This is a genomic window from Paraburkholderia sp. MPAMCS5, from assembly GCF_036016995.1.
Classification (GTDB): Bacteria; Pseudomonadota; Gammaproteobacteria; order Burkholderiales; family Burkholderiaceae; genus Paraburkholderia.
The window spans coordinates 82,547-96,771 of the sequence record NZ_JAYXBK010000008.1 but is presented as its reverse complement, the minus strand read 5'-3'; the positions used below and the strand labels follow the sequence as shown (position 1 = coordinate 96,771).

Below are 14,225 nucleotides of genomic sequence, written 5' to 3'. Positions count from 1 at the left end.
GTTCCGACACGCCGATGCAAGGCGCGAGGCGCGCGCCGACAGGGTTTGCAGAAGTCCTGCCGACGCTTTCCCGTGTGTTACATTTCGTCGTTAATTCGCAAAACTACCATACGCCCACCCGCCGCAGCATGTCCGAGCGAAACGAATCCGCCGAGCCGCACGAAACCGGGCAGATCCGGCCCGTGAGCGGCAGCGAGCACATCGTGCTGCGTCGGACTCTTCACGTCGTTCTGGCGCTCGCGCTCGTCCTGTATTTCATCGTGGCGGGACTGTTTCTCGGCTTGCGTTATGTGGTGCTGCCGCACGTCGACTCGTTCCGTCCGCGCATCGAAGCCGCCGTCTCCGCCAAGCTGCACACGCAATTCACCATCGGCAAGCTGGCGCCGCACTGGAACAGCTTTCAGCCCGGTCTCGACATTACGAATCTCGTGATCCGCGATCAGGAAGGCAAACCCGCGCTGACTGTCCCGCACGCCACCGCCACGCTGTCGTGGCGCTCGCTCTGGCAGTTTCATCCGGCGCTCTCCAGCCTGATCGTCGATCAGCCCGACGTGCAGATCGCGCGCGGCAGCGACGGCGCGCTCTCGGTCGCGGGCGTGCCGGTGCCGACGAGCCACAGCGGCAACGACACACTCTCGACGTGGCTCGTGCGCCAGGAGGCGATCGTCGTGCGCGGCGGCGTGCTGCGCTGGCGCGACGCCCAGCGCAATGCGCCGGAACTGGCGCTGCGCAACATCCGCATCGCGATTCTCAACGACGGCTACGACCACCGCCTCGCGCTTCAGGCGCCGCCGGACGGTCAACTGCTGCACGGGCCGGTCGATTTCCGCACGCATTTCAGACACGCGCCGCTTGCCCCGATCGGCAAGCCGGCCAACTGGAAGGGCCAGGCGTATGTATCGACCGGACCGGTCGATTTGCCGACCCTCGCGCGCTACGTCAAATTCCCGATCGAGACGTTCGCCGGCCGCATCGACAATGCAATCTGGATCGACTTCGCCGACGGCCACATGAAGTCGGCGAGCGGGCAAATGACCGGCGCGGATGTCGCCCTGCGCGTGCGGCCCACGCAACCGAAACTGCTGTTGCCGGTCGCGAGTTTCGGCTGGCGCGTGCAAGCCGAGCAAGGCGACTACCTGCTGCAACTGAACGACCTGCGCGCCGAACTCGGCCAGCCGCCACTCGACGACGGCACGCCGCTCACGCGCACGCTCTCGTTCACGACGCTCAACGGTCATTACCGGATGGCCACGCAGCAGCACGGGCAACTCATCAGCGTGTCGGGCGACCGCGTGGACCTCGGCATTCTCGCGGAATTCAGCCGCGCTCTGCCGCTGCCGCGGCGTCTTCTGAACAATCTCGTGCGCTATAACCCGCGAGGCCTCGTCGCCAATTACGTGATCGAAGTGGAGCGCGCGCGGCCGGAATCCGGCGAGGCCGGCAGCGACCGTCATGCGGTGGGCGCGGAGCCGGTCGAGCACTATCGCTTCAAGGGCGATCTGCAAGGCATCAGCGTCGCCGCGCAGGAACCGCCGCCGGGGCTGACCGCGCGCAATCACCCGCGCGCCGGCATTCCGGGTATCGAGAATCTGTGGGGCCGTGTCGATGCCGACGAACGCCGCGGCACCGCGACGCTCGACACGTCGAACGTGGCGATCACGCTGCCTGGCGTGTTCGACGATCCGCGCCTGCTGCTCGACCGTCTGCATGGCCGCGCCGACTGGACCATCGCGAAGAAGGCGCCGGGCGACACTCATCCGCCGTTCACGGTGAAACTCGCCGATTTCGGCGTCTCGAACGCGGACGTCGCGGCCACCGCCACCGCCGACTACAGCAACCCCGGCCACGGCCGCGGCGCGCTCGACCTGAAGGCGGATTTCGAGCGCGCGCAAGTGGCGCGCATCGTCCGCTATCTGCCGACCAGCATCAGCGAAAAGCTGCGCATCTATCTCGGCCACGGCTTGCAGGCCGGCGTGTCGCGCGGCGCCACGATCGAGGTGCACGGCGATCTGACGGAATTCCCCTACTCGCGCAATCCGGACGCGGGCATTTTCCATATCGTCGCCCCGTTCAAGGGCGGCAAGTTCGACCCGTCGCCGTATCCGCCGCGCAATATGCGCAACGGCACGCCGAACGTGTGGCCGCCGCTCGACGGCATCGACGGCGTGTTCGAAATCCGGCAGAACGTGCTGCATTTCGACATCGACCGCGCGCGCTACAAGCGCGTCGCGCTGCACGGTGTCAACGGCAGAATCGACGACCTCGGCACGCGCGAGTCGAACCTCGTCATCAAGGGCGACGGGCTCGGGCCGCTCGCCGACATGCTCGACTACGTGAACGAAAGCTCGCTCGGCATCATGGCGCGGCACCAGACCGAGAAGATTCGCGCCGAAGGACCGGCGTCGCTCGCGCTCAAGCTGACGGTGCCGCGCACGCCCAAGCCGCACGTCGGCGTGGAAGGCGCCGTGGGCTTCGAGAACAATCGTCTGACGGTGGAAAACGTGCCGCCGCTGTCGCAACTGAACGGCAAGGTGCGCTTCACGGAACACACCGCGCAGACCGACCGGCTCACCGCGCAGTTCCTCGGCGGCGACGTGCATGCGAAAGGCGGGCTGAAGCAGGACGGCACCTACGCGCTCGACCTGGGCGGCCATATTGCCGTCGATGCCGCGCGCGGCCTCGATCTGCAGGGTCCCGCCGCCCAGATTCTCACGCGCATGAGCGGCAGCGCGCCCTATGCGCTGACTTTGCGCGGCGCGAAAGGCGGGCTGCCGCAGTTCACGGCCAACTCCGATCTGACCGGTCTCGCGCTCGATTTCCCGGCGCCGTTCAACAAGCCGGTCGGCGCGCCGATGCCGCTGCGCCTCAGCGCGAGCCCTTCGACGGCAACCGACGAAAGCGGACTGGAGCGCGCCGAACTCAATTTCGGCCCGATCGCCGCGACATATCTGCTGCACTACGAACCGAAAACGCCGCCGACGGTCGTGCGCGGCGCAATCGGTGTGAACCGGCCGGCCGACTTGCCGTCCGAAGGTGTGATCGCCGCCGTCGATCTCGAAGCATTCGACGCCGACGCATGGCGCGCACTGGTCGCGCAAATGCGCAGCAAGGAAGCGCCGGGCGCGCCTCTCGCGGCCGGCGCGCCCGCGTCGCTGAATCCGGCTGTCATGCAGTTTCTGCCGAGCCGGTTCGCGCTGCACATCGGTACCTTGACGCTGCTCAAGCGTCATTGGGAGAGTGTGATCGTCGGCGCGTCGGACGCTGACGGCAAGTGGCAGGCGAACATCGCGTCCAATCAGGTGTCGGGCCATGTCTCATGGCTGCCGGGCGTCGACAAAACCTCGCCCGGCACGCTGCAGGCGCGGTTCGCGCGCGTCGTGATTCCGTCGGTCGCGGACAAGGATCTGCTCGGCGAGGCGATCTCCGCGCCGGCGCAAAACATGCCGTCGATCGATCTCGTGGTCAACGAACTGATCGTGCGCGACCGCAATATCGGCCGGCTCGAAGTGGACGCTCACAACTTCAACGAAGACGGCGCGCCGGTCTGGCAACTCGACAAACTCGACATCACGAATCCCTCGGCCACGCTGACCGCGACGGCGAACTGGCGCACCTCGGCACAGCCCGGCAATGCCGCCGCCGACGAAACCACGCCGCGGCGCACCGTGTTCGATTTCAAGCTCGACATCAAGGACGCGGGCGGACTGCTCGAACGCTTCGGCCAGCCGCGCACGCTGAAGGCCGGCAGCGGCACGCTCGCGGGCAAAGTCGTGTGGCGCGGCGGCCCGACCGCCATCGACTATCCGACGCTCAACGGGAATGTCGCCGTCGATCTGCGTCACGGGCAGATTCTCAAGGTCGATCCGGGCGTCGCCAAACTGCTCGGCGTGCTGAGCCTGCAAAGCCTAGCGCGCTTCGCCACGCTGAATTTCCGCGATGTGATCGGCGAAGGTCTGCCCTTCGAGCATGTCACCGGGACGGCGCAAATCCACAATGGCATCGGCCGCACGGAGAATTTCGAAATGGTGACCGCGCCGGCTCGCGCCGCGATGAAAGGCTCCGTCGATCTGGCTCAGGAAACTCAGGATTTGCACGTGCAGATCGTGCCGACGGTGAGCGCGGGCGCGGCGGTCGTCGCGGCCGCGGTGGTCAATCCGCTGCTCGGCCTCGGCGCGCTGGTGGCGGATCTCGCGTTCAGCAAGTCGGTGTCGCACGCGTTCGCGCGGGAGTACGCGATCACCGGCTCGTGGTCGAAACCGCACATCGAGCGGGTGAAGAGCGATCGAGGTAAGATGGACGCTCCAGCTTCGGCCGTGGGCGCGAACTGAGCGCGAACCGGGCGCGAACCGGCCACTTTGATCTGCTCGGTCAGAACGCGTCCGGCGCGACGCCAGCGCCCCGAGCCAGCCTTGAACGACGTAGGCGGCGCCGTTTTTTCGCGCGGCCGCCTTGCCGGGAGTTTTTCGAAACGCTCATGAGCGAAACACACGTCTTCTCAACTTCTTCCTCCGCAGCGTCCGCCACGGCGCCCCGCTCTTCGCAACCGGCTCAGGCAAGCAGCTTTCGTGTCGCCGCGCTGCAAATGGTGAGCACGCCCGACAGGGAGCGCAATCTCGCGGACGCGGAGCGCCTGATCGCACAAGCCGCGGCCGACGGCGCGCAGCTTGTCCTGCTGCCCGAATATTTCTGCTTCATGGGCTTCAAGGACACGGACAAGCTCGCGATACGCGAGGCCTATCAGGACGGCCCGATCCAGCGCTTTCTCGCCGACGCCGCGCGCCGCCACGATGTCTGGGTGATCGGCGGCACGCTGCCGGTCGCGGCGCCGGAACCGTCGCGGGTATTGAACACGACACTGGTGTTCGACCCGCAAGGCAACGAAGCCGCGCGCTACGACAAGATCCATCTGTTCAACTTCGAAAAAGGCGAGGAATCGTTCGACGAGGCGCGCACCATCTGCCCCGGCGGCGAAGTCCGCACGTTCGAGGCGCCGTTCGGCCGCGTCGGTTTGTCGGTCTGCTACGATCTGCGCTTTCCGGAACTGTACCGGCGCATGGGCGATTGCGCGCTGATCGTGGTGCCGTCGGCGTTTACCTACACCACCGGCCGCGCGCATTGGGAAATGCTGCTGCGCGCGCGCGCCGTCGAAAACCAGTGTTACGTGCTGGCGGCGGCGCAAGGCGGCAAACACGAGAATGGCCGTCGCACCTGGGGCCACAGCATGCTGATCGACCCGTGGGGCGAGATCGTCGCGGTGCGCGACGAGGGCGCCGGCGTGGTCGCGGGCACGCTTGAGCGCGCGCGCATCGACGAGGTGCGGCAAAGCTTGCCCGCCTGGCGTCACCGGGTGCTGAGCTAGCAACATTTGATCTTGAAACTGCGGCGCCCCTTTCTCATATCCTGACAGTGGCGCTAACCGAATCCTTCGTATCGAGCAGAACATACTTCGCATGAACATCATCGAACCCAGTATCCGTAATCTCGCGACCGCCAAGGACATCCTCCTCACGCCCTACGGTCTCGACGAAGCCCTGCTCACCCGCACGCTCGGCGAAATCTTCACGCATCGCATCGACTACGCGGACCTGTATTTCCAGGCGACGCGCAGCGAGGCGTGGAGTCTGGAAGAAGGCATCGTGAAGTCGGGCAGTTTCAGCATCGATCAGGGCGTCGGCGTACGCGCCGTGTCGGGCGACCGTACGGCTTTCGCGTATTCGGACGACTTGTCGCCCGAAGCAATCCGTCAGGCGGCCATTGCCACACGCGCCATCGCCAAGGCGGGCGGCGGCAAGCAGAAGATCAAGGTGGCGTCGTCGCTGACCGGCATTGCCGGGCGCGATCTGTACCTGCCCGCCGATCCGCTGCATTCGCTCGACGCCACCGCCAAGGTCAAGCTGCTCGAGCGCATCGAACAGATGGCGCGCGGCCGCGATCCGCGCATCCAGCAAGTCATGGCGGGCCTCGCCGGCGAATACGACGTCGTGCTGGTGGCGCGCAGCGACGGCGGCTTCGCGGCGGACATCCGTCCGCTCGTGCGCGTGTCGGTCACGGTGATCGCCGAACACAACGGCCGCCGCGAAATCGGCAGCGGCGGCGGCGGCGGCCGTTTCGACTACAGCTATTTCACCGACGAAGTGCTGTCGCGCTACGTCGACGACGCGGTGCACGCCGCCCTCGTGAACCTCGAAGCGCGTCCGGCACCGGCCGGCGCGATGACCGTCGTGCTTGGACCGGGCTGGCCCGGCGTGCTGCTGCACGAAGCGATCGGCCACGGCCTCGAAGGCGACTTCAACCGCAAGGGTTCGTCGGCGTTCGCGGGACGCATCGGCGAGCAGGTCGCGGCCAGGGGCGTGACCGTCGTCGACGACGGCACGCTGCCGAACCGCCGCGGCTCGCTCAATATCGACGACGAAGGCAACCCGACGCAGTGCACGACACTGATCGAAGACGGCATTCTGAAGGGCTACATTCAGGACACGCTCAACGCGCGCCTGATGAAGATGCCGGTCACGGGCAATGCGCGCCGCGAATCGTACGCGGCGCTGCCCATGCCGCGCATGACCAACACGTACATGCTCAATGGCGACAAGGACCCGCAGGAAATCATCGAGTCCGTGAAAAACGGCTTGTATGCGGTGAATTTCGGCGGCGGCCAGGTCGACATCACCAATGGCAAGTTCGTGTTCTCGGCTTCCGAGGCCTACATGATCGAAGACGGCAAGATCACCTATCCGGTCAAGGGCGCGACGTTGATCGGCAGCGGCCCGGAATCGCTCAAGTACGTCAGCATGATCGGCAACGACATGAAGCTCGACTCGGGTGTCGGCGTGTGCGGCAAGGAAGGTCAGAGCGTGCCGGTCGGCGTGGGTCAGCCGACGTTGCGAATCGACCGGATGACGGTTGGCGGCACGGCCTAAATCATCGGAATCCGCACATTTCGTGCATGCAATAGCCGAAGTGTGCGGGTTTTCCGCATTTTTCGAAGGCACAGCTTGTCAGTCGAGCTTGCCCGGGTTATAAAGTCACTCACCCTTTTTTGACCAGCGACTTCATTTCGCCATGTCCGCCAAGTTTTACTTTTACTTTTTTTGGCATCTCAGACCGCTGGCGGATCGAGAGGGGTGTTAGTGCACGCAGAACACCGAGAATTCCCGAAAAACCGCCAGCAAGCCTGGCGGTTTTTTTTCGCCCTATGTCTTTGAACTTTTTGTTTTGCACGCGCCGCCCGCGCGAACACGCTACGAACCGATTCAGGAGAACAACATGCCCCCGCACAATACCGACGATGTCCGCATCCGCGAATTGAAAGAACTCACGCCGCCCGCTCACCTGATCCGCGAATTTGCCTGCGACGAAGCGGTGTCCGATCTGATCTATAACTCGCGCACGGCCATGCATCGCATTCTGCACGGCATGGACGACCGCCTGATCGTGATCGTCGGGCCATGCTCGATTCACGACACGAAGGCGGCCATGGAATACGCCGGGCGTCTCATCGAGCAGCGCAAGCGCTTCGCGGGCGAACTCGAAATCGTGATGCGCGTGTACTTCGAAAAGCCGCGCACGACGGTGGGCTGGAAAGGCCTCATCAACGACCCGCACATGGACAACAGCTTCAAGATCAACGAGGGTCTGCGCACCGCGCGCGAACTGCTGTTGCGCATCAACGAACTCGGTTTGCCGGCCGGCACCGAGTATCTCGACATGATCAGCCCGCAATACATCGCCGATCTGATCTCGTGGGGCGCGATCGGCGCGCGCACGACCGAGTCGCAGGTGCACCGCGAACTCGCTTCGGGACTGTCGTGTCCGGTCGGCTTCAAGAACGGCACGGACGGCAACGTCAAGATCGCCGTCGACGCGATCAAGGCCGCGTCGCAGCCGCACCATTTCCTGTCGGTCACGAAGGGCGGCCACTCGGCGATTGTCTCGACCGCCGGCAACGAGGATTGCCATATCATCCTGCGCGGCGGCAAAGCGCCGAACTACGACGCGGAGAGCGTGAATGTCGCGTGCTCGGACATCGGCAAGGCAGGTCTCGCCGCGCGGCTGATGATCGACGCGAGCCACGCGAACAGCTCGAAGAAACACGAGAACCAGATTCCGGTGTGCGCGGACATCGGCCGCCAGATTGCTTCGGGTGACGAACGAATTGTCGGCGTGATGGTGGAATCGAACCTGGTGGCGGGCCGCCAGGATCTGCAGGAAGGCCGCGCATTGACGTACGGCCAGAGCGTCACCGACGCCTGCATCGGCTGGGACGAAAGCGTGACGGTGCTGGAAGGTCTCGCCGAGGCGGTCAGGCAGCGGCGCGTGGCGCGTGGCAGCGGTAACTGATTACGCTTTCGCGCATTGCCCGTTGCAGTTTTTGCACGTAAAAAGCCCGGCTTTTCGAGCCGGGTTTTTTATTTGGTTGGCCGAACGGATGAATGGTGCCAGGAAGGCCGCCTCTGTACCGTAACAGTTCACGCCGGGTCGCGAATGACTTGATCAGGTGGAACGCGTCGCAGAAGCAGATTAACGACACCCGGCTCCTGAAAGAGCAGCTCATGACCGAACTGTCTGGCTGGATCGAGCAGCATCACCTGAAGCAGGCTGAGGCCGCTCACATTCTCATGGTGTCGCGCCCGCGCGTGTCCGACGTGGTCAACAAGAAGACCACCAAGTTCACCATCGACACGCTGGTGGAAATGTTGAGCCGGATCGGCAAGCCAGTCACGCTCGCGGTCGGATAGTGCGCATGGCTCGCCGCGCTTTGCGCATCGGTGCACTCAACTCACTGCCCTCGCTGCAGTCGTTGTGGGAGTTGCGCGGACTGCCATGCGTGGCTGGGGCCTTACGCTACCGCGCCCGAACCGAATACTTCGGTGTGAATCCGCGCCGGGTCCACGCCGAGCGCGGTCAGCGCATCGCATTGCGCGCGCATGAACGGCACCGGTCCGCAAATGTAGTAGTCGGCATCCGGCACGATGATGCGCTCGGCGATTTTCGCCACGTCAAGGCGGCCTTCGAAATCGTAGTCCACGCCTTGTCGGTCGTTTGCGCCCACGGTTTCGTAGAACACGGCGCGCGCTACGTTGGCGTGCGACGCGACGACCTCGTCGAGCCACTCGCGGAACGCATGCACCTGGCTGTTGCGGCAAGCGTGCACGAAGGTGACGCTGCGCTCACTGCCGTCGGCGAGCAGGGTGGAGAGCATGGAGGTCATCGGCGTCACGCCTACGCCGCCGCTCATCAACACCACCGGTGTGGCTTTCTTGCGGTCGAGCGTGAAGTCGCCCATCGGCGCGCTGACGTGCACGATCGCGCCCTCTTCAACGCCGGCGTGCATGAGGTTCGACACGTGGCCAGGCGCCGTGTCCTCGCGGCCGTCCTCGCGCTTCACCGAAATGCGCAGCCACTTGCCATGCGGCGCATCCGACATGCTGTACTGACGCGGCTGGTCCACGCCCAGTTTGTCGACGAAGCGCGTCACGCTCACGTACTGACCCGGTTCGAAGCCACATGCCGCGGAGCCGTCGGCGGGTGTCAGGTAGAACGAGGTGATTTCGTCGCTCTCGATGTGCTTGCGCGCAACCTTGAACGGACGGAAGCCGCTCCATGCCGCGCCTTCGTACAGCTTCGACTCGGTGCCGACGAAAATATTGGCGAGTTGGCCGTACGCGACTTCCCAGGCGTCAAGCGTGGGCTGATCGACCGCGTCGCCGAGCACATCGACGATCGCGCCCAACAGGTGGCGGCCCACAATCGGATAGTGCTCGGGCCGAATGTTCAGGCTGGCGTGCTTATTGGCGATCCGCGAAACGGTCGGGCCAAGCGCGCCGAGATTGTCGATGTTCGCCGCATACGCATACACCGCGCGGGCGAGCGTTTCAGGCTGGTTGCCGCTTTGCTGATGCGTCTGGTTGAACAGATTCTTCAACTCGGGATGGTGCGCGAACATGCGCTTGTAGAAATGCTGGGTGATCGTGGTGCCGTGTTCGGCGAGTACGGGAACGGTGGCTTTGACGCGGGCAATCTGATCAGCGGTAAGGGCGGTCATCTGTACTTCTCCTCAAAGAGGTATATACGATACATCTTAACTGATACGCCTTACCTCAGACAGATTGTCGCAGTCTCATTGACGCAACAGGAGAAAGGCCGCGCGTCTAGTCGCGGCTGCGGTCGTGCTGCCAGAGTACGTCCGTTCCGCCGTCAGCGCGGTTCAACACGCGTGCGAGTACGAACAGCAAATCTGACAGTCGATTCACATACTGACGCGGCGCTGCGTTGAGCGTCTCCAGCTCGCCTAGCGCGACTATCGCCCGTTCAGCGCGACGGCAAACGGTGCGGCACACGTGTGCGAGCGACGCCGCCCGCGAGCCGCCCGGCAAAATGAATTCCTTCAGCGGCGGCAGCGTCGCGTTGTAGTCGGCGAGCCAGCCGTCGAGTTGGGCGAGATGACGGTCGGTGATCATCGTGTGGCCGGGAATGCAAAGTTCGCCGCCCAGATCGAACAGGTCGTGCTGGATCGCCACCAGCGCGGCCCGCACGTTCTCCGGCAGCGTTTCGCACAACAGCACGCCGAGATTCGAGTTGAGTTCGTCCACGTCGCCGATTGCCGCGATGCGCGCGCTGTCCTTGCGAACGCGGCGGCCGTCGCCGAGGCCGGTGGTGCCGTCGTCGCCGGTACGGGTGGCGATTTTGCTCAGGCGATTACCCATGATGTCTCCATGCATTCATTGACGAGGCGCGGACAAGCACGCGGAAGCGCCGCGCCGACCGTGTGTCGGCCACCGCATTAATCCATATTGCGCGCATCGCGAGGTCGCCGCCATTATAGAAGCGATGGCCGGCTCGACGCCGACGAAAGCTGTCCAGGAGGCGATCGGCGTAGAATGAAATACGTGCTGCAAAACAGCTTCGCCTCAGAATTATCAGCAATCGTTTTTGATGGGGCCTAAGTAAGCGCTGAAGCGCTAACTTAGGCCGACATCGTTTGATGGGGCCTAGGTAAGCGCTGAAGCGCTAACTTAGGCCGACATCGTTTGATGGGGCCTAAGTAAGCGCTGAAGCGCTAACTTAGGCCGACATCGTTTGATGGGGCCTAAGTAAGCGCTGAAGCGCTAACTTAGGCCGACACAGGAGACATGCGTGAATCATCCCGTTCCGCCAGCGCCGCTGCGCCGGCCGTTCCCCGCCGAACTGCTGAGCGCGCTCACTAACGCCTTCGGCCAGCGCGTGTCAGTCGCGCAAGCCGTGCGCGCCCATCATGGCCGCGACGAGTCGCCGTTCGACCCCCAACTGCCCGACGCCGTCGTCTTCGCCCGCAATACCGAAGAAGTGCAAACGGTCATCAAGCTCTGCGGCCAGTACAACGTGCCGATCATTCCGTACGGCAATGGCTCGTCGCTCGAAGGACATCTGCTCGCCGTGCAAGGCGGCGTGTCCATCGATCTGTCGGAAATGAACCGCGTGCTGTCAGTCAACGCCGAAGATCTGACAGTCACCGTCGAACCCGGCATCTCGCGCAAGCAGTTGAACGAAGCGCTGCGCGACACAGGCCTGTTCTTCCCGATCGATCCGGGCGCGGACGCAAGCATCGGCGGCATGTCGGCCACGCGTGCGTCGGGCACGAATGCGGTGCGCTACGGCACGATGCGCGAGAACGTGCTCGGCCTGACCGTCGTGCTGGCCGATGGCCGCGTCATCAAAACCGGCACCCGGGCGCGCAAGTCGTCCGCCGGTTATGACCTCACGCGCCTTTTTGTCGGCTCCGAAGGCACGCTCGGCGTGATCACGGAAATCACCGTGCGCCTTTATCCGCAGCCGGAAGCCGTATCGGCCGCCGTCTGCGCGTTCCCGTCGATGGGCGACGCCGTGCGCGCCGTCATCGAAACGATTCAGATCGGCGTGCCGATCGCACGCGTGGAATTCGTCGACGCGCTCGCGATCCGCTCGATCAATCGCCATTCGAACCTGACGCTGCGCGAGGCGCCCACGCTATTCTTCGAATTCCATGGCACCGAAGCCGGCGTCAAGGAACAGGCCGAACTCGTGCAGGAAATCGCCACGCAAAACGCCGGCGAAGGGTTCGAATGGGCAACGCGGCCGGAGGATCGCAGCCGTCTGTGGAACGCGCGCCACAATGCCTATTTTGCGATGCTGCAACTGAAGCCCGGCTGCCGCGCCGTCACGACCGACGTCTGCGTGCCGATCTCGCGTCTCGCGGAATGCGTCGTGGAAACGGAGCAGGATCTGGTGGCGTCGCCGCTGCCCTGCCCGATCGTCGGCCATGTCGGCGACGGCAACTTCCACGTCGCAATCCTGATCGATCCGGACAAACCGGAAGAGCTGGTCGAGGCCGAGCGTCTGAACCATCGCATCGTGCAGCGCGCGCTGCGCATGGACGGCACGTGCACGGGCGAGCATGGTGTGGGACTGCACAAGATGGGCTTCCTGCTCGAAGAACATGGCGACGTCGCCATCGACACCATGCGCTCGATCAAGCATGCGCTCGATCCGCACAATCTCATGAACCCAGGCAAGATTTTCAGCTGGGCAGCTTGAGGCGTTGCGAAGCGCGGCATCGTGCGCGGCCGGCCGGAATCGGCAAAAAATGGCCGCGCCCAAAGCCCTGCACAACGCATGCGCAAAATGGCACGATGGCTGAAAGCCACGAGGAGACGACTCACATGAACGCGCCCGCCGAACTGTCGGCCGAAGTTCTCGCCGAGCGCCAGCGCGAAGTCGTGCAGGCGCTGATGGCAGTCCTGCCGAACCACTGTCTGCTGTATCGCGAGGAAGATACCGTCGCGTACGACTGCGACGGTCTTGCCGCCTACCGCCGCCTGCCGCTCGCGGTCGCGCTGCCGGAAACGGAGTCGCAGGTGCAGCGTATCGTGCAGATCTGCCATCGTCTGAGTGTGCCGATCGTGCCGCGCGGTGCGGGCACCGGCCTGTCGGGCGGCGCAATGCCGATCCGTCACGGCGTGGTGGTTTCACTCGCGCGCTTCAGAAAAATCATCGAAGTCGATTCGTATGCGCGGACCGCCACGGTGCAGCCGGGCGTGCGCAATCTCTCTATTTCCGACGCCGCCGCGCCGTACGGCCTCTACTACGCGCCCGACCCGTCATCGCAGATTGCGTGCACGATCGGCGGCAACGTGTCGGAAAATTCCGGTGGCGTGCATTGCCTGAAATACGGCCTTACCGTGCACAACGTGCTGCGCGTGCGCGCGGTGACGATGGAAGGCGAGATCGTCGAGTTCGGCTCGCTCGGGCCCGACGCGCCCGGCCTCGATCTGCTCGCCGTGCTGGTCGGCAGCGAGGGCATGTTCGCGATCGTCACCGAAGTCACGGTCCGGCTGATTCCGAAACCGCAAATGGCGCAGGTCATCATGGCCAGTTTCGACGACGTCGTGAAAGGCGGCGACGCCGTCGCCGGCATTATCGCGGCGGGCATCATTCCGGCGGGTCTCGAAATGATGGACAAGCCGGCCACGCGCGCCGTCGAGGAATTCGTCCACGCGGGCTACGATCTGGACGCGGCGGCCATCCTGCTGTGTGAATCCGACGGCACGCCGGAAGAAGTCGCCGACGAAATCGTGCGCATGACCGCGGTGCTGCGCGAGCACGGCGCGACTCGCATCCAGATTTCGCGCACGGAAAACGAGCGGCTGCGCTTCTGGTCCGGGCGCAAGAATGCGTTTCCGGCCGCCGGCCGCATTTCGCCGGATTACTACTGCATGGACGGCACGGTGCCGCGCCGCAGTATAGGGCCGCTGCTGTCGCGCATCGAAGAGATGGAGCAGAAATACCGGCTGCGCTGCATCAACGTGTTCCATGCCGGCGACGGCAACATGCATCCGCTCATCCTCTTCAACGGCAATGACAAGGACGAATGGCATCGCGCCGAAGCGTTCGGCGCCGACATCCTCGAAACCTGCGTCGAGCTGGGCGGCACGGTGACGGGCGAGCACGGCGTCGGCATCGAAAAGATCAACTCGATGTGCGTGCAGTTTTCACCGGAAGAGCGCGATGCGTTTCACGCGGTCAAGCGCGCTTTCGACGCGCCCGGGCTGCTCAATCCGGACAAGGGCATTCCCACGCGCGCACGCTGCGCCGAGTACGGCAAGCTGCATGTGCGTGGCGGTTTGCTGCCGCATCCCGAGCTGCCGCGCTTCTAGATGAAGCAGCGCGCATAGTCCGTCGCGGAGGCGTTTCTCTCCCTGCCCAACTGATTA

The 14,225-nt window shown here is 64.4% G+C and carries 9 protein-coding genes and 1 pseudogene; 7 read left to right on the top strand and 3 right to left on the bottom strand.

Annotated elements, in window-relative coordinates:
- The first annotated feature begins 128 nt into the window (after positions 1-128).
- The 3 genes from VOM14_RS19550 to tldD all read left to right on the top strand — a co-directional run bounded on the left by VOM14_RS19550 (position 129) and on the right by tldD (position 6,917).
- Positions 129-4,328, top strand: coding sequence for a YhdP family protein (locus tag VOM14_RS19550; protein ID WP_327630385.1), 4,200 nt, complete (start codon positions 129-131; stop codon positions 4,326-4,328).
- A 146-nt stretch (positions 4,329-4,474) separates the two neighbouring features.
- Positions 4,475-5,359: a carbon-nitrogen hydrolase family protein gene (locus VOM14_RS19545; RefSeq protein WP_327630384.1), complete on the top strand. Its 885-nt coding sequence runs from the start codon at positions 4,475-4,477 to the stop codon at positions 5,357-5,359.
- A 91-nt stretch (positions 5,360-5,450) separates the two neighbouring features.
- Complete coding sequence (tldD, locus tag VOM14_RS19540; RefSeq protein ID WP_327630383.1) at positions 5,451-6,917, top strand: metalloprotease TldD; 1,467 nt, start codon at positions 5,451-5,453, stop codon at positions 6,915-6,917.
- A gap of 109 nt (positions 6,918-7,026) precedes the next feature.
- On the opposite strand, the gene VOM14_RS19535 is transcribed toward tldD, so the two are convergent.
- The gene (locus VOM14_RS19535) at positions 7,027-7,218 is read right to left on the bottom strand and encodes a hypothetical protein (RefSeq protein ID WP_327630382.1); all 192 of its coding nucleotides are present in this window, start codon (positions 7,216-7,218) and stop codon (positions 7,027-7,029) included.
- 45 nt (positions 7,219-7,263) lie between these two features.
- Here VOM14_RS19535 and aroG point away from each other — a divergent pair, with 45 nt between their 5' ends.
- The gene (gene aroG / locus VOM14_RS19530) at positions 7,264-8,337 is read left to right on the top strand and encodes a 3-deoxy-7-phosphoheptulonate synthase AroG (protein ID WP_327630381.1); all 1,074 of its coding nucleotides are present in this window, start codon (positions 7,264-7,266) and stop codon (positions 8,335-8,337) included.
- A 164-nt stretch (positions 8,338-8,501) separates the two neighbouring features.
- Positions 8,502-8,735, top strand: a pseudogene (locus VOM14_RS19525) (helix-turn-helix domain-containing protein); the annotation flags it as partial.
- Positions 8,736-8,836: 101 nt separating this feature from the next.
- On the opposite strand, the gene hmpA reads toward VOM14_RS19525, so the two are convergent.
- Both hmpA and VOM14_RS19515 read right to left on the bottom strand, forming a co-directional pair.
- Positions 8,837-10,042, bottom strand: coding sequence for an NO-inducible flavohemoprotein (gene hmpA / locus VOM14_RS19520; RefSeq protein WP_327630380.1), 1,206 nt, complete (start codon positions 10,040-10,042; stop codon positions 8,837-8,839).
- 106 nt (positions 10,043-10,148) lie between these two features.
- Positions 10,149-10,703 (bottom strand): cob(I)yrinic acid a,c-diamide adenosyltransferase, encoded by a 555-nt coding sequence (locus tag VOM14_RS19515; RefSeq protein ID WP_327630379.1) that lies wholly within the window; start codon positions 10,701-10,703, stop codon positions 10,149-10,151.
- Positions 10,704-11,133: 430 nt separating this feature from the next.
- Here VOM14_RS19515 and VOM14_RS19510 point away from each other — a divergent pair, with 430 nt between their 5' ends.
- Together VOM14_RS19510 and VOM14_RS19505 are read left to right on the top strand one after the other, a co-directional pair.
- On the top strand, positions 11,134-12,549 hold the full coding sequence (locus tag VOM14_RS19510) for an FAD-linked oxidase C-terminal domain-containing protein (protein ID WP_327630378.1): 1,416 nt from the start codon (positions 11,134-11,136) through the stop codon (positions 12,547-12,549).
- 125 nt (positions 12,550-12,674) lie between these two features.
- A complete protein-coding gene (locus VOM14_RS19505; protein WP_327630377.1) occupies positions 12,675-14,168 on the top strand; it encodes an FAD-linked oxidase C-terminal domain-containing protein in 1,494 nt (497 codons plus the stop codon).
- Positions 14,169-14,225 lie beyond the last annotated feature (57 nt).